At 44.6% G+C, this 22123-nt stretch carries 17 protein-coding genes and 1 pseudogene; 14 read left to right on the top strand and 4 right to left on the bottom strand.

Annotated features, from left to right (window positions below; translation table 11 throughout):
* Window positions 1–2: 2 nt before the first annotated feature.
* Complete coding sequence (locus ABXS70_RS11170; protein WP_366295829.1) at window positions 3–1688, top strand: extracellular solute-binding protein; 1686 nt, start codon at window positions 3–5, stop codon at window positions 1686–1688.
* Between the two features lie 99 nt (window positions 1689–1787).
* Here ABXS70_RS11170 and ABXS70_RS11165 read toward each other — a convergent pair whose 3' ends face one another.
* Both ABXS70_RS11165 and ABXS70_RS11160 read right to left on the bottom strand, forming a co-directional pair.
* A complete protein-coding gene (locus ABXS70_RS11165) occupies window positions 1788–3428 on the bottom strand; it encodes a response regulator (RefSeq protein ID WP_366295827.1) in 1641 nt (546 codons plus the stop codon).
* Window positions 3406–5136, bottom strand: coding sequence for a histidine kinase (locus ABXS70_RS11160; RefSeq protein WP_366295825.1), 1731 nt, complete (start codon window positions 5134–5136; stop codon window positions 3406–3408). Before ABXS70_RS11160 ends, ABXS70_RS11165 begins: the two co-directional genes overlap by 23 nt.
* 241 nt (window positions 5137–5377) lie before the next feature.
* Between ABXS70_RS11160 and ABXS70_RS11155 the strand changes: the two genes are divergently transcribed.
* Both ABXS70_RS11155 and ABXS70_RS11150 read left to right on the top strand, forming a co-directional pair.
* On the top strand, window positions 5378–6325 hold the full coding sequence (locus tag ABXS70_RS11155) for a phosphotransferase (protein ID WP_366295823.1): 948 nt from the start codon (window positions 5378–5380) through the stop codon (window positions 6323–6325).
* A gap of 175 nt (window positions 6326–6500) precedes the next feature.
* Window positions 6501–7031 (top strand): GNAT family protein, encoded by a 531-nt coding sequence (locus ABXS70_RS11150; protein ID WP_366295821.1) that lies wholly within the window; start codon window positions 6501–6503, stop codon window positions 7029–7031.
* Window positions 7032–7191: 160 nt separating this feature from the next.
* Here ABXS70_RS11150 and ABXS70_RS11145 read toward each other — a convergent pair whose 3' ends face one another.
* On the bottom strand, window positions 7192–8259 hold the full coding sequence (locus ABXS70_RS11145) for a LacI family DNA-binding transcriptional regulator (protein ID WP_366295819.1): 1068 nt from the start codon (window positions 8257–8259) through the stop codon (window positions 7192–7194).
* Window positions 8260–8734: 475 nt separating this feature from the next.
* Between ABXS70_RS11145 and ABXS70_RS11140 the strand changes: the two genes are divergently transcribed.
* The 11 genes and pseudogenes from ABXS70_RS11140 to ABXS70_RS11090 all read left to right on the top strand — a co-directional run bounded on the left by ABXS70_RS11140 (window position 8735) and on the right by ABXS70_RS11090 (window position 20395).
* On the top strand, window positions 8735–9670 hold the full coding sequence (locus ABXS70_RS11140) for an ABC transporter permease subunit (protein WP_366296614.1): 936 nt from the start codon (window positions 8735–8737) through the stop codon (window positions 9668–9670).
* 15 nt (window positions 9671–9685) lie between these two features.
* Window positions 9686–10567 carry a carbohydrate ABC transporter permease gene (locus ABXS70_RS11135; RefSeq protein ID WP_366295817.1) on the top strand — a complete coding sequence of 294 codons (882 nt, stop codon included), beginning with the start codon at window positions 9686–9688 and terminating at the stop codon, window positions 10565–10567.
* A gap of 56 nt (window positions 10568–10623) precedes the next feature.
* A complete protein-coding gene (locus ABXS70_RS11130; RefSeq protein WP_366295815.1) occupies window positions 10624–12231 on the top strand; it encodes an ABC transporter substrate-binding protein in 1608 nt (535 codons plus the stop codon).
* A gap of 100 nt (window positions 12232–12331) precedes the next feature.
* Window positions 12332–13795, top strand: coding sequence for a glycoside hydrolase family 32 protein (locus ABXS70_RS11125; RefSeq protein WP_366295813.1), 1464 nt, complete (start codon window positions 12332–12334; stop codon window positions 13793–13795).
* 3 nt (window positions 13796–13798) lie between these two features.
* A pseudogene (locus tag ABXS70_RS11120) lies at window positions 13799–14011 on the top strand (ROK family protein); the annotation flags it as partial.
* Between the two features lie 349 nt (window positions 14012–14360).
* Window positions 14361–15197 (top strand): class I SAM-dependent methyltransferase, encoded by an 837-nt coding sequence (locus ABXS70_RS11115; protein WP_342556181.1) that lies wholly within the window; start codon window positions 14361–14363, stop codon window positions 15195–15197.
* 384 nt (window positions 15198–15581) lie between these two features.
* A complete protein-coding gene (locus ABXS70_RS11110) occupies window positions 15582–16328 on the top strand; it encodes an ABC transporter ATP-binding protein (protein WP_342556182.1) in 747 nt (248 codons plus the stop codon).
* Window positions 16312–17937 carry a hypothetical protein gene (locus ABXS70_RS11105; protein WP_342556183.1) on the top strand — a complete coding sequence of 542 codons (1626 nt, stop codon included), beginning with the start codon at window positions 16312–16314 and terminating at the stop codon, window positions 17935–17937. Before ABXS70_RS11110 ends, ABXS70_RS11105 begins: the two co-directional genes overlap by 17 nt.
* Before the next feature lie 118 nt (window positions 17938–18055).
* Window positions 18056–18595 carry a GNAT family N-acetyltransferase gene (locus tag ABXS70_RS11100; protein ID WP_366295811.1) on the top strand — a complete coding sequence of 180 codons (540 nt, stop codon included), beginning with the start codon at window positions 18056–18058 and terminating at the stop codon, window positions 18593–18595.
* A 62-nt stretch (window positions 18596–18657) separates the two neighbouring features.
* Complete coding sequence (locus tag ABXS70_RS11095; protein WP_366295809.1) at window positions 18658–19260, top strand: GNAT family N-acetyltransferase; 603 nt, start codon at window positions 18658–18660, stop codon at window positions 19258–19260.
* Between the two features lie 220 nt (window positions 19261–19480).
* The gene (locus tag ABXS70_RS11090) at window positions 19481–20395 is read left to right on the top strand and encodes a chromosome condensation regulator (RefSeq protein ID WP_366295807.1); all 915 of its coding nucleotides are present in this window, start codon (window positions 19481–19483) and stop codon (window positions 20393–20395) included.
* A 124-nt stretch (window positions 20396–20519) separates the two neighbouring features.
* Here ABXS70_RS11090 and ABXS70_RS11085 read toward each other — a convergent pair whose 3' ends face one another.
* Complete coding sequence (locus ABXS70_RS11085) at window positions 20520–22076, bottom strand: BCCT family transporter (RefSeq protein ID WP_366295805.1); 1557 nt, start codon at window positions 22074–22076, stop codon at window positions 20520–20522.
* Between the last annotated feature and the right edge of the window lie 47 nt (window positions 22077–22123).

The raw sequence follows: 22123 nt of genomic DNA, 5'->3' as shown, positions 1-22123 counted from the left end.
AAATGTTAAAAACATGGAAAAAGCCGCTTCGCATTCTAATGGCTGCCGCAATGTTATCTGGCGTACTCGCAGCGTGCAGCAATGATTCCACATCCGAAACCAAGTCCGGCGACAGCAGCGAATTTTATTCCGCTCCGTTTGAGAACGGCAAGTATGTTGAACCTGTTACCATCTCTACTGTTTTTCCGATCACCAGCAGTCTGAAGTTTAAAAATGGAGAAAATATTGAAAATAACGTTCACACGAAATGGGCTCATGACACACTTGGAATCGACATCAAGTATTTGTGGACGGTCAGTGAACAAAATAATGCATACCAGACCAAACTTCGTCTCATGCTGACATCGGGTCAGAAAATGCCGGATATTATTTCTTTCCGCGGCAGCCAAACATTAATCAGTGATTTAATCGAATCTGGTCAATTCATCGATGCGGGCGAACTGTTCGATAAATATGCTTCCGATACGTATAAGAAAGCGATGGCCGAAGATCCGAATGTATGGAATCCTTACATCCGTGATGGTAAACGAATGGCAATCCCCATTCTGGAGAACGCTTACAATAATGATCCAGTAATGTACATTCGTGAAGACTGGCTTAAGAAGTTGAACCTGAAGGCACCAACAACATTAGATGAATTAGAAACGGTGATGGATGCCTTCGTCAATCAAGACCCGGACGGAAACGGGAAAAAGGATACCGTCGCTCTCTCTGTAGGGTTCAAAAACAATTTGAACACATGGATGGCAGACTCCGGCTGGATCTTCGGCATGTTTGGAGCGATGCCGAATCAGTGGAATAAAGCAGCCGACGGTACACTTGCATACGGTTCGATCCAGCCCGAGATGAAACCGGCACTGGAGAAGATGAAAGAGTGGATGGAGAAAGGTTACATTGATAAAGAATCAGGGCTGTATGATGAGCCCAAAGCCGCTGAAGCATTTACTGCAGGCAAGTCGGGTATTATCGTTGGTCCTTATTGGATGACAGGCTGGCCGATTCCGGATCTGCAGCAAAATGTGCCGGATGCTGAATATAAAGCATATCCACTTCCGGCTGGTCCTGACGGTAAAATGGGACGCCACGGAACACCAATTAGTACGGGTGCTGTTCTGATTAACAAAGATATGGAACACAAAGACGCTTTCTTTGTGTACCAGAACTATCTGTTTGATCACTGGGCTAATCCGGACAGCACAACGTTCGTACACGGGTTTGCCAAAGGTTATGATTATGATATTGGCCCTGACGGTGAGGTATATAAAGAGCAGCAAAGCGATAAAATTCCGGGCGGCTGGATTGATGCGATCCGTTATTCATTAACCTTTGATGGAGCGATCATTCCTAACCTGATGATGAATACGCTAGCTGACCTTGCGAATGGTAAAGAGCCGACCACTCAATATGAGAAAAACCTGGCGGACCGTATCCCTGAACAGATTAAGGCGGCCAAAATTGTTATTGATCAAAAAGATATTGTAATGCCTCAAATGTTCACGGGGGTTCCGACAAAGACACAGGTTTCCAGAGGCGATATGCTGACCAAGCTGGAAAAAGAAGTATTGAACAAAATCATTTATGGTCAGGCACCGATTGATGAATTTGATACTTTTGCGCAGCAGTACATGTCTTCTGGAGGCAAAGAAATTACGGAAGAAGTCAATGCTTGGTATGATACGATAAAATAAAAACGAACCGCACTCATGTACAGAGGTAAACGAACCTCCTTGTACATGAAGTGCGGTTTTTTAGTTTGTTTACGTTGGCTTTCTTCACGATACTCCGCTTTACTGCTCCCGGTACTCCTGCGGTGTCATGCCGAATTTATCGCGAAACACCTTGATGAAATATTGGGAGTTGGCATACCCCAGCTTGTCGGAGATTTCATATACTTTATCCTGCGAATGATTCAGCAGGTAGAGAGCAAGATCCATTTTGACACTTAAAATATACTCACTTAAGCTTATGCCTTGAAATTGTTTAAACAGCTTGGACACATAGACGGGATGTAACGATACATGATCTGCAATCGATTGAAGACTGAGAGAATGCAGATTAGCCGAGACAAACGACTTGATCTGATGAATGACGTCATGCTGTTCATCGAAAGACTGTTCTTCCAGTTTCACTTGTAATCGATCAAGCATGTTTTCAGCCCAATCCGTAAGCTGGGATACCGAACGATAGGGGACACGAGGAATGGCCTCATTTCCAACCAGATCGGATAACAGCGTATGATTTTTATGGGCAATGTAATGATAGGCAGATAACAAAACAATCTGAATCTCGTCCAGTTGTTCTTCGGTTTGCTCAGGCAGCGCACTGTACCCAGCCTTGATGCGGTTCAGGCGTTCCTTGAACATCTCCCATTGTCCTGTTTCCAGCAGATGATTAAAGGTTGGCGGTTCATACAAAATATGCAGTGAACGTATAGAGACAGAGCGGTAATTTTCCTCAAGGGAGAGGAAGTATCCGGTACCATTGCCTACTTGCTTTTTAAGGGCCGATATGGCCTGCTCGTACATATCACGGATATCACACTGGAATGTGCCCTTATGGCTCAGGATGACCGAAATGCCTCCTTTCAGATATTCGTTGACATTATGGTGCAGCTGCAGTGAAAGATGTGTAAGATCCTGACTTTGCTTCACGGTCTGCTCGCTGTGATTCCTCTCTGGTGAAGCATTGGATTCATCGACTCCAGCTCCAACAGGCTTTAATATGAAGACCAGATAATCGTAATGATCCCTGCAGTGCCAGGTATGAAAAGCCGTATTAAATAACTCACAGGCAATATTGGTCACCGCATATTCAAACAACTGCAGACTTCTCGTTGTATGCCGCGTAAACTGTTCTTCCAGCCGAACCAGGACGAGCTGCACATCATCTTCCGCATGGAAGGGTAGATGGTAGCGGCCCAGTTTGTCGTTAAGAACATCTGCAGTATAACGATTCCCCTGCAGCAAGTGATTCAGCAGCTTGTCTTTGAGTGAGGGAAGATGTTCGCGAAATGAGTTCATCGCCTGTTCATAGGACAAGGCCCTGCGGATTTGCTCTTCAATGGACAGTACCGTTTTTTTCAGACAGGAGGCCAGTTTTTCGACATCCAGCGGTTTCAATAGATACTCGACAACACCATATTTCGTCGCTTCTTTGGCATACTCAAACTCGGCATAACCAGTAAGCAAAATGCAGGGCAGGTTAGGTTTTACCGCCTTGATCTGCCGGATTAGTTCAAGTCCGTTCATGACAGGCATTGAAATATCCGTGATCACAATGTCTACCGTTTGTTCCTCCAGAATGGATAATGCATGCATGCCGGAGTATGCTTTGTGAATATGCTCAATACGATACTGATCCCATGGAAATGAGATCTCCAGATCGTCAATCACATAGGATTCGTCGTCAACTAACAGAATCTGATGCATCTGCAATATCCTCCTTATGTATAGTAATGATACACACCGTTCCTTCATATAAGCCGGACTCTATCGAGAGCCCTGACCGTTTGCCGTAGGTGAGCTTCAATCGCTGATTCACATTTCGGACTCCTGTTCCAATCTGTTCTTCCGGACGGGTTATTTCATCCATATGTTGGCTGATAAGTGCAAGCCGTTCTGCAGGCATGCCTACGCCATTGTCTGCAACTGTAATACGTATGAACTCTTGATCCTGCTCTGCACGAATCGTAATTTTCCCGGGACCCATGGAGGGTTCTATCCCGTGTTTGACACCATTCTCAACGAGCGGCTGCAGGATCATGCGAGGGATCCGTATGGATAGAAGCTGTTTGGGCACATGAATCTCACAGGTAATACTTTTTTTTCGCATATGTATGATGGACATGTAATGATTCACAAACCGAAGTTCTTCACCCAGCGAAGAATCCAAATCTTCAATGCGGTGAATGTAACGGCAATAGGCAGCCAGCTCCAGGGTCATGGCGGTCACAGATTCATAGTCTTTTACACTGGATTTGCTCTGAATATAGTTCAGACAGTTGTATAGAAAATGTGGATTGATTTGGGCCTGATACTGCTTCAACCTGGCCTCTTTGACCGAAAGCTCTCCAAGCAGCACCTGCTCTATTAACGTTTGGGTATTCTCGGCCATCCGATTAAATGACCGCCCTAATATTCGAAATTCAAGAGTCTGTGTTTCATCCACACGGCTGGAGAAATCTCCCCGGTCAAAACGATCGATTGCTTTGCGAAGACGGATAATCGGTTGTTGGATCTGATTCCGCAGCGCCAGCGTATACAGCAGAGAGAGCAGGAGCAGCGCTGCAAGGGCCAGCACAAACAGCGTATTGTTACGTGAGATGGACTGCTGCAGCTGATTGGTGAGATGGTAATCAATAAAGTACAAATCGAGAATACTTGCTTTCATATAACTAATGAAATAATTCTGATCCTGAAATGCGATTTCGAAGAAACCGCTATCATCTCTGATCTGCGGAATAACCTGTGTGTCAGCTTCGGCAAGTTGTGAGGAACCCGCTCCCCGAATGGCTGTTTTAAAATGCGAATCATACAGCATCGGTGTCCCGGAAGTATATTCAGACATCATTTTCTGCAGCACTTCGAGTGATATCCGGATCTCAATGTACATCGGTCCTCGATGTCCCTTGGTAAGATGCGAATAATACCCCGTACCATCCTTGTTCATATGTAACATCCATTTATCCAACGGATCTTCGGACATGATGAACGGCTGAAATGAAAAATTGCGATCCGAAGATACAGTAGCCTTCTCATCCGGATAGTATAGAATGATCGTATTGTTCCATGCGGTGGAGGCACTGTTAAGGGCCAGCTTCTCAATCAGCTCCAGCTTGGCTTTGTATTTAGCAAAATCATTCCCGTAAGTGAGGGCATACGTATACCCTCTAACCGACTGATCCTCGGATAATGTCAGCGCATTCATTAATACCTGCTCAAATTGATTAGACAGCTGGGAAGACATGAAGCGTACTTCGCCCAGTTTATTCTTCTGCAGCTCACGCTGAATTTCGTCTACGTTTAATCGATAGATCCACCAGAAGATCAAGATAATCAGTACAAACATCAAAATCAGACCAAGCGCCAGCTTCTGAAAAATAGAGGCATTTTCTTTTGAAAACGTTTCCTTCAACATGTCATTTCCCCCCTATGCTGCAAAGAACCATAATCCCCATGCTTTATTTTACAGTATCTTGATGTGTTAGGCACCCGAAGAAAATAATCGATGTAAAGAAATGAAACAATAAGCTTTTATGATACTGCCGCTGTCATTAAGCGGCTTTTTAAGTATACAAACGATCTGCACTTTAGTGGTACATAAATTTTATTAAAGAGGTATAATTAGGGATTATACGATATGATTGGATGATGAATTCATGTTGAACGATCAAAAACTTCAAATGTTGATACAAAGAACGGTTAAGAAATGGATAGATCCTGCAGCAGAAGTTGTACGTATTGAAGCTGCTCCAATCCATACAGGCACGCAGGCCATTGAATTGATGCGCCACCGTGTACTCCTTAAAAAATGTGGCGAAACATCGGCGGTATCACTCGTTACTAAATATGCTTCCAGAATCGAACAACAGGTGCTGATATGGCTTTATGCTCAAAAAGCTAACGTGCCTTTTTGTTTATCATCTGGTTTTGATGGCTCGGAAGTTGATGGGAGGTCACTTATCTGTATACAGGATGTTGATTATGAAACGAATTATAACAACATAAACATTAGTCTGCTTCAGGAGAATGAGATGGAGGCTTTGGCGCACATTCATATCGCCAATTTTGATCAAAAAAGCCAGCTCTCATGGTTACCTGAAGCCGGTATCTTCCATGTCGAAAAAATGATCTGCGAGCGATGGAGGCCGCAGTGGAAAGAAGCTAAGAAAAACGCGGAATTTATAGAGGTCTTTGGGGGATACATACCTGCAGTAGAAGCTGCGGCTGGTACGATTCTGCAGGACATCCCATGTGTAATACATGATGAGCGCAGCCAAACTTTAATTCATAACGACCTTAATCCAGGAAATGTTCTGGTTCACAACAATACCGAAGTCATCTTTATCGATTGGGAAGAAGCAAAATATGGCTCTTTGTTTCTAGATATTCCCCTGCGCTGTCGTACCCTGGAACAATTGAAGAAATATCGGGAGCTGCTGGCTGCTAAAGGCATAATCTTTTCAGATCAGTATTTTAATAAGATGTATACCATCGCCTCGCGCTATCTGGGACTGAGGTATATGAGTTGGAATCTGGGAGCTTGGACTATTCATGATCACGCGAGAGATGATCTTAAGAGGTATATGGGCATGGTGGTGGAATGAGGGAAGCACTGGAGGAGATAACGTATTCCAAACGTATATGTGAATAAGAGGTGGAGCTCTAGTAATCACGTTTCTTTTTGATCATGTGATTAAATTTGATATTTTCAGAAAAAAGAAATAATAGACATATCTAAAATACATTCGGTGCATAAAAGCGCCAAAAGGAGAATATACATTGTTCCCAATCCTCACAACAAAAAGGACCATTTTAAGAGAAGTACATTTTGGAGACGTTGAACAAATATATCAATTCTTTTCTAATCAAGAAATGATGAAATATTATGGTCAAGATCTCTTTACGACGAGAGAACAAGCAGCCAACCTTATCAATCACTTCCATACGATCTACCAGGAAAAGAAGGGGATACGTTGGGGAATACAGCTTAAGGATAATGAGCGTATCATTGGAACGATCGGTTTTAATCTGTGGTCTCAAAAATACAAACGGGCAGAACTAGGATTTGAGATTCACCCGGACTACTGGAGACAAGGTTATGCATCAGAAGTCATTCCCGAGATCCTTCATTATGGCTTCAGAGAATTAAGATTGGCACGTATTGGTGCAGTCGTTTTTCTCGAGAATGAAGCGTCCAGTCATTTGCTCTTGAATCTCGGATTTGAGTACGAAGGCACTCTCAGGAACTATATGTATCAGAACGGAAGTTTTTTCAATACCCATGTATACTCTATACTGAATTTGAATTAATCTTAATTGTCGAGGAACAACCCTCCACAAAAAATACTAAGAAGCGGGACATCCATCTATACAATGCCCACTTCTTTTTTATTGCGCACAGTGCCAAAAAAATGGATAAATCACGTGGGTGTCGGCTAAGAATGATCAACGGTTTTCATTTCGTTTACTCTTAATTGCTTACAAGCGCCGGGTCGGCGGGCATGATGCCAGGAGTTGATTCCCTAATAATAGGCGTAGTTGCGATATGCGAAACCTGGTAAGGCTGCGCGGGGTTATCTATTCGGGATAAAAGCATTTCAGCCGCCTTGATGCCCATCTCGCTGCTGTAGATATGAACTGTCGTCAGCGGAGGCTCAATAATTCTGGATTCTGGCGCATTATCGAAGCCGCATATTACAAGATGCTGCGGAACCGCCACCTGCCTCGATCGAAAAGCCCTGATCAGCTCGACGGCAATGAAGTCATTGGCGCATACATAGGCGGAAGGAAGAGACTCCAGCGCAGATACTCGTTCCATCATCCAACCAGGCTTTGAAAAGAAGAGCTTATCATCGTCTGTAATGCAGTGGGCCGGATCAACCTGCAGTCCTGATTCCAGCATAGCCCGGTGATATCCCACCCATCGTTCATTGAAGCTTTTGCAGTGATTGTAATCCCCGACGAATCCGATACTTTTGCATCCGCTGTCAATTAACTTTTTGGTTAGCTGATAGGTACTGTGTTCGTTCTCCATCAGTAACAGGTCCGCATGAAAATCCGGATAACAAATGTTCGCGGCACAATCGATAAAGATCGTAGGAATGCCAAGATCGGTGATCAGACGGGTGTATTCCGGATCAAATAACTCGATGCAGATGATACCGTCCACTTTAGCAGCATCAAAATTATTGGGCAGTGCCAGGTCACTCTGATCCACTTCACGAACGATATGGATGGACAAGTTATACCCCTCCGAACTGATTCTTTTCTCCAAGCCGCTGATCAATAAAGATCCAAAATGAGATGTATTAGGCAGATTCTCCGTCAGCAGGGCAATGTTGCGGGGCGTTTTGCCGAGGACCTGTTCGCTTTCCACGTATGCAAATTGTTTATATTTTAACTCAATCGCCTTTTTAATGACCCGATTTCGTGTCTCTTCTGGAATGTTTCCGCTATCATTAAGTGCTTTGGAAGCTGTATTTCTGGAGATGCCCAAAGCATCCGCGATATCCTGTATCGTCACTTTCTCTTTTGCCATGTCCTATCTCACCTCTAATGGTCAATTCATCATCTCAATAGTGCTCTAATCCAATGTATAGTATTTTGAGGCAAATAGCAATTGGTTATTTACATATGCACAAATTATATATTTATTTGTAAACTCGCGTTTCCTCATTTTCTATGATTCTTGAACCGACAACGATACCAATACATTCGGCAAAATATCAATCAAAGTGTATGTTAACGACCTTATTCATCAAGACTTTACTATTTGTTCATTTCATCTAATGTGCAATAAATGAGGGTATAAACAGATTATTCGGACTGAAATAAACAAACAAATGCACAATTTATTTTTACATTTCGTATTGACTAAACCGGTCTTTAGTTGTTAGATTGTAAAGTATAAAAATTGCAATTGTAAACTTTGTAAGCCCTTACGATGAGCAATTGTACATTTCATCACGAACGGAGGTCATGTATTGCATAACACAGCAAACACGAATAAGAGGATAGTTAAAGGCCTCAAAGAGAGAAACTCTATAGTTCAAGCGCTGCAGCAGTGGAAGAAGAATTATTTTTTGTATCTATTGCTTGCTCCGGCTCTCATCCTGACTTTGATCTTTAAATACATTCCGATGTATGGCGCAATCATCGCTTTCAAGGATTTCAGTCCAATCAGGGGAATCATGGGTAGTGAGTGGGTGGGCTTGAAACATTTCGAGAAGTTTTTGGCTTCACCCAATTTCGATGTCATTTTGATGAATACGCTTAAACTCAGCTTTTTGGGATTAATCTTCAGTTTCCCCGTGCCTATTCTGCTGGCTCTCATGCTGAATCAGGTGCGAAAAGCTGCCGTGAAGAAGAACATTCAATTGTTTCTGTACGCGCCCAATTTCATATCCGTTGTCGTGGTTGTGGGTATGTTATTTATCTTTTTATCGCCGACAGGTCCGATTAATCAATTAACGACATGGATTACGGGGCAGCCGATCATGTTTATGTCCGAACCGGAGTATTTCCGCTGGATTTACATTTTGTCCGATATCTGGACGGGGGCGGGCTGGGCTTCGATTATATATGTTGCAGCACTAGCCAACGTTGACCCAGAGCTTCACAATGCGGCCAATCTGGATGGTGCCAATCTTCTTCAGCGCATTCGCCACATCGATCTTCCGACCATTCGTCCGATTATGGCCATCGTATTTATCCTTGCGGCGGGCGGAATTATGTCCATCGGGTTCGAGAAAGCGTATCTCATGCAAACATCCATGAATCTGCCATCTTCTGAAATTATTGCTACCTACGTATACAAGGTGGGATTGCAATCCGGTGATTACGCCTATTCTGCCGCAGTTGGACTATTCAACTCCATTATTAATGTCATTCTGCTTGTTACCGTCAATCTGATCGTGAAGAAATTAAACGAAGGCGAAGGCCTTTATTAGAAAGGAGTGCTGCGCATGACTATTAAACCGACAGGGCTGGATCGTCTGATCCTCGCACTGAATGCCATTTTTCTCACGTGTGCCGTACTGGTTGTCGTGGTTCCACTCATTTATATCGTTATCGCTTCTTTTATGGACCCAACAGTTCTGCTGAACCAAGGCTTGTCCTTTAACGTATCCGACTGGAGTCTGGACGGCTATCAGATGATTTTATCCAATCCGGCCATGATTCGAGGCTTCGCCAACGCGGTCCTGTACTCCGTATCGTTTGCCTTCGTGACCGTGGCAGTTTCAATCTGTGCAGGTTATGCGTTATCCGAGGAAAGGCTTGCAGGGAGAGGATTCTTCATGATTGTATTTATCATCACGATGTTCTTCGGCGGCGGCCTCATTCCTACCTATCTGCTCGTACGCAATCTCGGGATGCTGGATACGGTATGGGCAATCATTATTCCGGGAGCGGTTAACGTATGGAACATTATTTTATCGCGAACTTTTTTCAAAGGTATCCCCAGAGAACTTAAAGAAGCTGCGAACGTGGACGGTGCTTCGGATATGAAGATTTTCTTCCAGATTGTTATTCCGTTATCCAAACCAATCATATTTGTGCTCGCCTTGTATGCATTCGTCGGGCAGTGGAACTCATACTTCGATGCCATGATATATCTGGACAATCCGAATCTGCATCCGCTGCAGCTCGTGCTGCGTTCGATTCTGATCCAGAATCAGGCTGCACCAGGCATGATCAGTGACCAACTTGCCATGGCAGAACTCAAACGGCTATCGGAGATGATCAAGTACGCTGCAATTGTCATTTCAAGTCTGCCGCTGATTATTATGTATCCGTTCTTTCAGAAGTATTTCGAAAAGGGTGTCATGGTAGGTTCACTCAAATAGTGAACAGCCTGAGATATCGCAAGCCAGATCCAATCCTATAACGTGGAGGTCACATCATGAAAAAAATGAAAAAGTCCAAAAAAGCCGTTACAGCCCTGTCCGTTTCCATGCTGTCTGCTGCACTGCTGCTCTCGGCTTGTGGTGGAGGCGGGGGCGGTGCTGCAAGTGAAGCCCAGTCTCCCGATGGGAAAGTGACGCTGAATTTTATAACGCAGAGTTCACCACTGGCTCCGGCCGATCCGAACGAGAAACTCATCAACAAGAGACTTGAGGAAAAGACCAATGTGCATATCAACTGGAAAAATTATACGAGCGATGTGTTTGCCGAGAAAAGAAATCTGGCGGTAGCCAGCGGCGATTTGCCTGATGCCATTTTTGACGCGGGTTACGGGGATTATGACCTCCTGAAACTGGCTAAAGACGGAGCTATCATTCCACTTGAAGATCTGATCGATCAATATATGCCCCATTTGCAAAAGGTACTTCAGGAAGCTCCGGAATACAGAAGCATGATCACAGCACCGGATGGACATATTTACTCTTTTCCTTGGATCGAAGAACTGGGAAGCGGCAAGCAGCGGATCCAAGCGGTGGATAATTTGCCTTGGATCAATGTAGAGTGGCTGAACAAGCTTGGGCTGAAGATGCCAACGACCACAGAAGAATTAAAAAAAGTGCTTATCGCATTCAAAACGCAGGACCCGAATGGGAACGGGAAGGCAGACGAAATTCCGTTATCCTTTATTAACAAACCTGGTGGTGAAGACCTGACTTTTCTCTTTGCCGCATTTGGACTTGGGGAGAACTGGGACCATACGGTAGTGACGGACGATGGAAAAGTGGTCTTTACGGCAGCGGATAAGGGCTACAAGGAGGCCGTGAAATTTATCCACGAGCTTGTCCAGGAAGGTCTTGTCGATGTGGAAGCCTATCAGCAGGATTGGAATACCTATCTGGCCAAAGGAAAGGACCATAAGTACGGTATGTATTTCACTTGGGATAAAGCCAACATTACAGGAATGAATGATACGTATGATGTTTTGCCGCCGCTTGCCGGTCCTGATGGAATAAAAAATGTTACAAGAACGAATGGAATCGGACTTGACAGAGGACGTATGGTCATCACGAGCAGCAATAAAAATCTGGAATCCACAGCTAAGTGGGTGGACCAACTGTACGAACCAATCCAATCCATTCAAAATAACTGGGGGACGTACGGAGACAAGACACAGCAGAACATTTTTGAACTGGATGAAGCCAAAGGCATGCTGAAACATCTGCCGCTCGAAGGCGCCGCGCCGGTCGAACTGAGACAAAAAACCAGCATTGCCGGGCCGCTGGCGATTCTCGACAGTTATTACGGCAAATACACAACCAAACCGGAAGATGCTGCATGGCGCATGGAACTTCTGGATCGAGTTATGGTTCCGCATATGAAAGCAGATAACGTCTACCCAAGCGTCTTCTTCTCCATTGATGAGCTTGACCGTCTGTCTACCATTGAGACTGACCTGTTCGCCTATGTACTGCGCATGCGTACGGAATGGTACCAAAACGGAAAGATCGAGCAGGAGTGGGATGCCTATCTGAAAGAGCTGGATCGTCTTGGACTGCAGGAATGGCTTCAAATTAAACAGGCAGGATATGACCGCAATAATCAATAATACCCAATAAACGAATCGAACACGGGGACTTTGCTGTAGACAGACCATCTGTTTTGATATCAAGTCACCGCATACCGTTCGATCAGAGGAGAGAAACCACATGTCTACGATCTCAACAACCGATTACCGCAGTGTCTATCATTTCTCACCAAAAGAAAAGTGGATGAATGATCCCAACGGGATGGTGTATTTCCAAGGCGAGTACCACCTGTTCTATCAATATCATCCGTATGGTAACACTTGGGGCCCCATGCATTGGGGACACGCTGTGACCAAGGATCTGTATACCTGGGAAGAGCTTCCTGTAGCTCTGGCGCCGGATGAGCATGGCATGATCTTTTCGGGCAGTGCTGTGGTGGATTGGGACAATACATCCGGTTTCTTTGACGAGGAGCCGGGCCTGGTCGCCATTTTCACTCATCATATGGAAGTGCCAAACGATCAGCCAGTGCAGCGGCAGAGCATCGCGTACAGCAAGGACAAGGGCCGGACATGGAACAAATACGAGGGGAATCCGGTACTGCAGCATGAAGCGTTCGTAGATTTTCGCGATCCGAAGGTGTTCTGGCATGAACAGACCAAGGCGTGGGTCATGATTATTGCCTGCGGTCAGACCGTATGTCTGTACCGCTCACCCAATCTGAAGGAGTGGACTTTTGCGAGTGAATTTGGTGCAGGGATTGGTTCACACGACGGTGTGTGGGAGTGTCCTGACCTTTTCCCACTGGCAGTGGATGAGGACAAACAGCAGGAAAAATGGGTCATGCTGGTCAGCATTGGTGCTGATCCTGCGTTCAAGGAAGGGTCCCGGACGCAATATTTCACCGGGAATTTCAATGGCTCGACTTTTGCCCCCGATGAAGATTCCCTCACTGTGCGCTGGCTTGACCACGGCCGTGACAACTATGCGGGAGTCAGTTGGTCCGACATTCCGGCAGAAGACGGCAGGCGGCTGTTTATGGGATGGATGAGCAATTGGATGTACGCCAATCAAACGCCTACCGAAGGTTACCGCGGCGTCATGACCATTCCTAGGGAACTGCGCCTGGAAACGATACATGAGAAGATTACATTGGTACAGTGTCCCGCTCGTGAACTGGAGCAAGCCCGAACGCCAAAGCTGTCTCTGTACAATGTGAATGCAAAAGAGGCGCAGGCTTATCTCGGCACACTTGAATTAGAGAGTTATGAAATGGAGGCTATATGGGCTTCGGAGCAGCCTGTTGAATTTATATTGAGATGTAGTGAAAAGGAGCAAACGGTCATTGGTCTGGACGCCAGCAAACAAGTGGTTTACGTTGATCGCAGCCGATCAGGTATCGCCGATTTCCACGAACATTTTCAAGGACGTCATACAGCAAACATTCAAACACAGAATCGAGAGCAGCACCTGCGTATTTATGTGGACGCTTCATCGGTCGAGGTATTCGCCAATGATGGTCAGGCCGTCATTACCGACCTGATCTATCCGGCTGCGGAGGCGAAAGGAATTTCAATGGCTTGCGTTCATGATGACCTAATCTTCTCATCGCTCCAAATCTACGAATTGTGTGGAGGAAGGTAGATCATGCGTATAGGTGCGATTGAAGCCGGCGGAACCAAATTTGTATGCGGAATAAGGAATACACAAGGGCACATAGAAGATTGGTGTAGTTTCCCAACAGAACACCCAGAGATCACACTCGTTAAGGTTATCGAATATTTTCGAGGTCAAGGAGTTGCTGCGATCGGCATTGGTTCTTTCGGCCCGATCGATCTGCAGGAGGCAAGCCCAATGCACCCGAACAGCTGCAAAATATCGATCAATATATCGTTCCGCCAGGTTTGGTGCAGCATGCAGGCTTATACGGCGCACTTGCTCTAGGCATCGAAGCATTGGACCATACTGAACAAAATTAAAAACGCGAGGCCGTTAATGCTAAGAGGGATTAACGGTTCTTTGTCCTGCATTGATGATATGAATCAAGAACGATTTAACTTTGGGAAATTCAGGATGATAAACAGGATGGGTCTTAGTATAATAGGTACAGACGGATTTGGAGGAGGTGGTTGTATGAGCGAGAGCGATATTAGCGATATTAGTGCCGCAATCTTGATTTTCAAACTAGAAATGAAAGGGAGATGCTCTCATGAGTTACAACCCCGAAATTCCAAGAAACCGATACGACAATTATGGTGATCACGAATGGACACGTCTTGAAAAAGATGGACAAGGCGAACTCCTATATCAGGTCCACCTGGACATTTTGAAGCGTTATGTTAAATCTGCGGACAGAGTTCTAGAGATTGGTGCGGGATCAGGAAGATATACTAAAGATCTTGCAGTCATGTGTGCTGAATTAACCGCTGCTGACTTATCCAGTCATCAGATCGAATTTAACAAATCCAAAATGCGCGAGCTATCCCTTATTCACAGAATCAAGGCATACCATGTTTTGGATGTGCTGGACATGAGTGTTTTTGAGGATTCTTCATTCGACTGCATTGTATGTATAGGCGGTGTAATCAATTATCTTCTCGACAAAGAGAAGGATGGAATTCAAGAAATGTTAAGAGTTCTCAAACCGAATGGCACATTAATTGTGGGTTCCATGAGCTTCATCGGTGCTTCACTGTACTATCTTGACGGCATCCGATATGAAAAAAAACAGTTCGGTCTTGAAGCTTCAAGGTGGATTATGGATACAGGTGTACAGGATGAGGAGCATTATCCCGTTCCGAGCAAACATTACATTCATATGATGAGAAGCAGTGAACTGGACGCTTTATTTGCTGCGTTCCCGGTTAGTGTTCAAGAGAGAAGCTCTGCCGGATTATACACACAAGCGGGAGATGCTGCTTTGGAGAATGCCCGAAGGGATCGAGAATTTTGGAAGCTGATTGTTGAAAAAGAAATCGAGTTCACCAAATTACCCGGCACTCTTGATGCTGGCATGAATATCATTTATGTTGTACAAAAGCTGTAAGTGATGCTGGTTCAGCACTGCTTAAGCAAGAAGCTTGTCTGTGAAAATAAGCAGGAGACACCTGTTGAATCAGGACCACCCGTTGGACGGGTGGTCCTGATTTTATTCCTAGATATAACAAGGTATATTAACTATCCGTATCGAATACCAGTAAAGTGATTGTCTTATTTCCCAAGATCGACTATCTGGTCTGGGTTTCTGCAGCGCATGCAGCTTCTCAGCACGAAGTAAGACGATTCACATTATAAAGGGATGTTTCTGGTCTGATTATCCTTTTATGAAAAAATGCGAAGGGATGGATCTATATGAAAACTAAACTACTATTGAATATGAATACAAACGAATTGCAAAAATCGAAATGGTGCGAAAGCGAGGAACGAATAAATGAAATTGGTATTACAGGATTTAAGGAAGAGTTTTGGTGAGAAAAAGGTATTAACCGATATAAATTTTCAATTTGAAAAAGGCAAGATTTACGGACTGCTTGGGCGAAATGGCGCCGGCAAAACAACATTATTTAATTGTTTGGGTGGCGAAATTCCAGCGGATCACGGCATGATGAAACTGGTCAGCGAATCGACATCACGTAATTTAGAGATGGATGATGTGGGATACGTATATTCGCTGCCGATGTTACCGGAGTTTCTGACGGGATATGAGTTTGTGCGTTTTTTCACTGAAGTTAATGCAGATGTAATCGAAGGGCGAGGCAGCGATATGGAAGCCTTATTTGATATGATGCATATTGCGCAGGATGACCGGCATAAACTCATCAAGCATTATTCGCACGGCATGAAAAATAAAATTCAAATGCTGCTGTTTTTACTCATCAAACCTGCTGTGATCCTGCTGGACGAACCTATGACTTCCTTTGACGTCATCGTTGCCAGCGAGATGAAACAACTGCTGCGTAATTTGAAAAAGGATCATATTCTCATTTTTTCGACCCATATCCTACAATTGGCAGCGGATTTGTGTGATGAGTTAATACTTTTAAATCACGGGAATTTGACTCGGATTTCATCTGAAATTCTCACTGAGCCCGACTTTGAAGAACAGATTATCGAGTTATTGCGCAGGGAAAGCGAACTTGATACCGGGAAGGAGAATGCCGATGCAGGGAATCTTTAATACGATCTCTCGTATGCGGCAGCTGCAGGTGATTACGCGGGTCAACCGTTTCATATATTTCATGCAAAGGATACCAGCCTTAGGCACGCTAATTCATGATCAAACGTATGCTGCTTTCCGGACGAAACGCACATTAGGTGCAGCAGCAGTCATTGTCATGTTTGGCGCTGGTGTGCTAGAAAGCTTGCTCTACTTCTGCGGTTTACTTGCGCTGCCCATATTTTTATGGACAGAAGAGCAGCATACCGGGCGATTCGCACTTCTTCTTCATATGTATTTTTGCATTAGTGGGGTAATGGGAGGCGTAACTAGTGCAAAAGTGTTGGAGTCAAGCAAAATGAAGTACACTGCTGTTCGACTTATGCGAATCGTTCCAACCCGATTTATGCGGGCGGTGCTGTTCCACCGCTATACCACATTTTTCTTGTATCAGGGGATTGCTTTTATCCTGATATGCGTATTTTTTAACTTTTCAATTCTTCATGCTTTACTTGCGGTGGCCACCATGACGTTATGGCGAGTACTGTGCGAGTTTTTTCATTTGGCTGTATTTCAACGGAAGGGCATTATTCTTGTACAGAAAACATGGCTTATGAGTTTGGTCATGCTGCTTACACTGACTGCTGCTTATCTTCCCTTAACCCCCTGGAGCATTCCTTTGGTTGGAGCTGTAATATTGGAGCAGCGATGGCTGGCTGTATTGATCTTGTTCTGCGGGACTGTCGCTGGCTATGTCTTGTTCAAACATACGGATTATGCAGCCGCAGTGCGCGCGGTAACAAACTATGCTGATCCATTGTTAAACCCAGAAATTATGATAGCTGATCTTCAACGAAAAATGATCCAGTCCAATGACAACGATCTGAGCGGACCTTCCTCTCTTCAACTTCAAGTCAGTGAACGGGCATCGTTAGACAAAAAGGGATATGAACAAATGCACGAGTTGTTCGTTAAAAGACACAATAATCTCTTGCGAGCACCGTTCCGCAGACGTTTAATCGCGATTATGATCATTGGTTTGCTGCTGTCGATCTCGACACTAATGTTCAAAGATCATCTTTCGCTGGATTCAATGGAAAGGTTCATTCCTTTATTAGTTCTGGCTATGTTGAATCTAACGGTAGGCAGCCAAATCTGTAAGATATTATTCTTCCATTGCGACATGCCGCTTATGCGCTATGGATTTTATCGCAAGAATGCGAAACAGCATTTCCTTTTGAGATTGAGAAGTGTATTCAGCATGAATCTAAAATTAGGGTTGTGTTTCGCATCTGTAATAAGTGTGTCTATACTCATATTAACTGAGGGACGGAATATAGATTCACTTCTTGCTATCTGGATTTTGATTATTACGCTGGCGGTTTTCTTTTCTCTGCATCATCTATTATTGTACTATGTGCTTCAGCCCTACACGGCGGAGTTGGAAACCAGCAATCCTCTTTTTACTATCGCGAATAGTCTGATCTCATTAAGCATGGTTATAGCGATATTCGTAGGACCTGCACTCTGGGTATTCACTGCTGCTCTGGCTGTATTGACTGCAGCCTATTTCTTTAGTGCTGCACCTCTTATAAGCAAATATGCTCCAAACCATTTTAGAGTAAAATGAGGGAATCATGCTGGATCAGCGATCTTTGTAGAATGATGTTCGTCTGAACGGATTATAGGTATCCTCCCTTTTTGAAAAGAAGGGAGGATTTTATACGTTTATGTATGGAGGGGTCCTTTTGAAAATTAAACAGGTATTTGAATATGATATGAATGGCGAATTGGAAACAGCGCTGCAGGATTTATTAACCAACTGTTTTCCACAGATCTACCCGGAAGACAGAATTTATTTTAAACAACTGCCTCATTTTAGATTTCTTGCATTTAATGAAGAAAATCAACTTGTCGGCCAGGTTGGTTTAGATTACAGAGTGATGAATCTAGATGGAGAACCCGTAAAAGTACTAGGTGTCATTGATTTATGTGTTTCACCAAACTCTCGGTCTGAAGGAATAGGTAGTTCATTATTATCAGAAGTTGATCAATTCTCTCAAGGAAGGGATATTGATTTCATACTATTGTTTGCAGATGATAAGACTTTGTATAAGAAAAAGGGGTATACATCCGTAGAAAACAAGTGTACTTGGTTAAAAGTGGATAACGAATCGCACATTTCAAAAGGAGTCGGCTGCGAATCCCTAAAAGAATTAATGGTAAAGAATGTTGGTAAGAAACAATGGGGACAAGGTAATTTAGATTTATTAGGTTATTTATATTGAGCTGAAATGTTCAAAAATCAACGCCCCTTGTGTTAATTCAAGATAAGGTCATAATCCATTATATGGCAAACATTACATTTGACATGAGAGAGGCGAATGCGATGCTCGAACTGGAGTTTAGGACGATAAAGAAGTGGGATGAAGTTTTATGGGCGCAAATAGAGCGGATCTATCATGAGGCTTTTCCAAGCGGTGCCAAGACAAAAGTGATTCTGCGCAGCATGCTCGAAAGGCAGATCGGCTGCTTACACATCGGCGTGCATCATGGAGAAGCTGTTGCGATGGCTGTTACTGGGCTGGGAGGCAAAGATAAGGACCGCATGATGATGATTGATTATCTCGCGGTTGAGCAGAAACTGCGCGGATCAGGTATAGGGACCTGGATGCTGGAACAGCTCAAAGCCTGGGCGTTAAGGGAGCACGGGATAACAGGCGTGATTATCGAGGTGGAGTCCGGGTCAACGGATGCTCATCAGGAACGTATTCAGTTCTGGCAGCGCAGCGGGTTTATCCTGACCTCTTATGTTCATCAATACAGAATGGTGCCGGAGCTGTATCAGGCCATGATGCTGCCGCTGGATGGAAGTGCATATGTGCGTGATGATGGCGAAGCGCTGTTTCGTTATATCAATGCTTTTCATAAGATTGCCTACCGAAAAAGTTAGATATCCATTTAGGCAGCGACAGGAGTTTTCAATTCAAGCCTTCACTCCGGTGGCAAAAATCTTTAACAATGATTATTGGTAGGTTATAATACAATCAACAGATGCATTATCCAACAATAAAGTGAAATACAGAGAAATGATAAGAATTTTAAAAATAGGAATTATTGACCTCAGGGTGGTTATATGATCTGAGGTTTTTTTATTATTATGGAGGAACGATATGGACTACGACTCACGAATGAAAGCTTTGTTTGAAACAAAACGATTCCGGAACGAGACCACAGCAGCGGGGTGTCGTCATACCGTTGGGCTTAAATCTGACGGGACAGTAACAGCTGTAGGTGATAACAAATGCGGTCAATGTGAGGTAAGCGATTGGTCCCATATCATATCGGTTGCTGCTGGTAATGTGCATATGGCTGCGAACACGGGCAATGCGCATACCGTTGGCCTGAAATCGAATGGTACTGTATTAGCCGCAGGTTGGAATAAACATGACCAATGCAATGTGAGCCAATGGCGCGATGTTGTGGCAGTTGCAGCAGGCTGGTGTCGTACAGTTGGTGTTAAATCAGATGGCACGGTGGTCGCTGTAGGGCGAAACAATGAAGGGGAATGTAACGTGAGCAGCTGGCATGATGTTACTGCAGTCGCGACGGGTGACTGGCATACCGTCGGACTGAAATCAGACGGAACAGTAACGGCAGCCGGTAACAATAAATATAACCAATGCAGGGTAAGCGGCTGGAGCGACATGTTGGCTGTGTCGGCAGGGTATCTTCATACTGTTGGGCTGAGATCGGATGGCACGGTAATAGCTGTCGGTAGAAACAAGGATGGTGTGTGTGACGTAAACAGCTGGCACGATATAGTGGCAGTTGCAGCGGGGAGTTATCATACCGTTGGTCTTAAGTTTGACGGTACAGTGGTTGCGGCAGGTTCGAATAAGCATCACCAATGCGATGTAAGCGGATGGCACGGAATCAGGGCTGTGTCCGCAGGATGTGCTCATACGATTGGCTTGAAATCGGATGGCTCGGTGGTTGCGGTGGGTAACAATGATTATGAACAATGCAATGTGAGTGGATGGAGCAGCATCCAGCAATATACTACCCTAATGAAGAAGCACAACTAAAATCATATTTCTGCATTAATAATAAAATGAGGTGAATGTAGTGCTCAGAACTTACACGCAGTCATCAAAAAAAAATGGTACCCGCCTTCATGCGGGTACCATTTTTATAAGGATCAACTATGCATTACCTGCCGGAAACGTCGTGCTGCAGGTTTTCATGTTCCTCCAGCAGTCGTTTCAGCTTTTGGCGCTGCCGTTTTTCCTTCTGGCGGCGCTCTCTGTCCTCGGCCTGCAGGGCCCTAAGTAGGGAGACACACATACCGATTAGAACAACCGCGAAAGGCAGTGCCGCCACAATGGAGGCCGTTTGAAGGCCATTCAATCCGCCGCTGATCAGCAGTACGACCGCGATAGAAGACTGCAGAATTCCCCAGGTTAATTTCACTCTTGCACTCGGGTCCAGTTTTCCATCTGAAGTCAGCATACCGAGCACAAAGGTAGCCGAATCAGCCGATGTAATAAAGAAGATCATTATCAGGAGTGTAGTGACGAACGATATGATCGTACCCAAAGGCAGCTGGTCCAACATCAGGAATAGAGCACTTGTCGTATCTTCCTTAACGGCCTCCGCCAGATGGGCCGCATTGAACAATTCCATGTGAAGTCCTGTTCCGCCAAAGACAGAGAACCAGATAAATCCGAAGAAGCTTGGAATCACCATGACGTAAATGACGAACTCTTTTATCGTTCTTCCTCTGGATACCCTTGCGATAAAAGTTCCAACAAAGGGAGCCCACGCAATCCACCATGCCCAATAAAATAACGTCCATGCTCCAATCCAGGTTTCTCTTGAGAACGGCGTCAGTCTCAAACTCATGTTAATAATATTCTGCATGTAACTGCCCAAGGTTGTCGTGAAGGTGTCGAATATAAAAGAAGTCGGTCCAGTCACCAACACAAAAATCATTAACAGTACAGCTATAAGAATGTTAGTGTTACTCAAAATCTTGATCCCTTTATCAAGACCTGAGGTTGCCGAGATTAAGAACAATACCGTTACTATTGCAATAATGACAACCTGCGACATGGTCGAGTTGGGAATACCGAACAAGTGATTCAGACCGCCACCGATCTGAAGTGCACCCAATCCAAGGGAGGTTGCAACACCAAAGATGGTAGAAATGACCGCTAGAATATCAATGGCTTTGCCAAGCCAGCCTGCAGCAAGACGCTCACCGATCAGAGGGATAAAGGTGGAACTGATCAGACCTTTGTACCCTTTCCGGAACTGGAAGTAAGCAAGCGCCAAGCCAATTACGGTATAGATCGCCCAAGGATGCAGTCCCCAGTGGAAAAACGAATAACGCATGGAAAGTCTCGCTGCCTGCGTGGTTTCAGGTGCTGCTCCCTCCGGTGCAGACAGATAGTGGGATAGCGGTTCAGCAACACCCCAGAAAACCAGTCCTATCCCCATACCCGCGCTAAACAGCATGGACAGCCAGGAAATTGTAGAATACTCCGGTTCATCATCGTCATCCCCCAGTCTAATACTGCCAAAACGGCTGAATGCCAGATAGAAAGCAAAGATCAGGAAGAACAGTGTAGCTAACAAGTAAAACCAGCCAAAATTCTGAATAGAGAAATTGTAGGCAACGTTAGCTGCGTCCGCCAGCTGATCAGGAGCAACGGCTCCCCATATTGCAAAGAGCGCAACGATGATAATTGAGATTATGAATACCATGAAGTGACCTCCGTTATGTAAGCTTCAGCTAACTGTTCTTAGTATGT

This window comes from Paenibacillus sp. AN1007, from assembly GCF_040702995.1.
In the GTDB taxonomy this organism is placed as follows: Bacteria; Bacillota; Bacilli; order Paenibacillales; family Paenibacillaceae; genus Paenibacillus.
Note: the sequence above shows the minus strand (reverse complement) of the source record. Positions and strands in the feature narration are given on the sequence as shown.

Excerpts from the sequence above, each read along its gene's own strand:
- ABXS70_RS11170 (WP_366295829.1), top strand. The coding sequence starts at position 3 with ATGTTAAAAACATGGAAAAAGCCGCTTCGCATTCTAATGGCTGCCGCA.
- ABXS70_RS11160 (WP_366295825.1), bottom strand. The coding sequence starts at position 5,136 with ATGTTGAAGGAAACGTTTTCAAAAGAAAATGCCTCTATTTTTCAGAAG.
- ABXS70_RS11090 (WP_366295807.1), top strand. The coding sequence starts at position 19,481 with ATGGACTACGACTCACGAATGAAAGCTTTGTTTGAAACAAAACGATTC.
- ABXS70_RS11105 (WP_342556183.1), top strand. The coding sequence starts at position 16,312 with ATGCAGGGAATCTTTAATACGATCTCTCGTATGCGGCAGCTGCAGGTG.
- ABXS70_RS11165 (WP_366295827.1), bottom strand. The coding sequence starts at position 3,428 with ATGCATCAGATTCTGTTAGTTGACGACGAATCCTATGTGATTGACGAT.
- ABXS70_RS11155 (WP_366295823.1), top strand. The coding sequence starts at position 5,378 with ATGTTGAACGATCAAAAACTTCAAATGTTGATACAAAGAACGGTTAAG.
- ABXS70_RS11095 (WP_366295809.1), top strand. The coding sequence starts at position 18,658 with ATGGCAAACATTACATTTGACATGAGAGAGGCGAATGCGATGCTCGAA.
- ABXS70_RS11085 (WP_366295805.1), bottom strand. The coding sequence starts at position 22,076 with ATGGTATTCATAATCTCAATTATCATCGTTGCGCTCTTTGCAATATGG.
- ABXS70_RS11110 (WP_342556182.1), top strand. The coding sequence starts at position 15,582 with ATGAAATTGGTATTACAGGATTTAAGGAAGAGTTTTGGTGAGAAAAAG.
- ABXS70_RS11135 (WP_366295817.1), top strand. The coding sequence starts at position 9,686 with ATGACTATTAAACCGACAGGGCTGGATCGTCTGATCCTCGCACTGAAT.
- ABXS70_RS11130 (WP_366295815.1), top strand. The coding sequence starts at position 10,624 with ATGAAAAAAATGAAAAAGTCCAAAAAAGCCGTTACAGCCCTGTCCGTT.
- ABXS70_RS11125 (WP_366295813.1), top strand. The coding sequence starts at position 12,332 with ATGTCTACGATCTCAACAACCGATTACCGCAGTGTCTATCATTTCTCA.
- ABXS70_RS11115 (WP_342556181.1), top strand. The coding sequence starts at position 14,361 with ATGAGTTACAACCCCGAAATTCCAAGAAACCGATACGACAATTATGGT.
- ABXS70_RS11145 (WP_366295819.1), bottom strand. The coding sequence starts at position 8,259 with ATGGCAAAAGAGAAAGTGACGATACAGGATATCGCGGATGCTTTGGGC.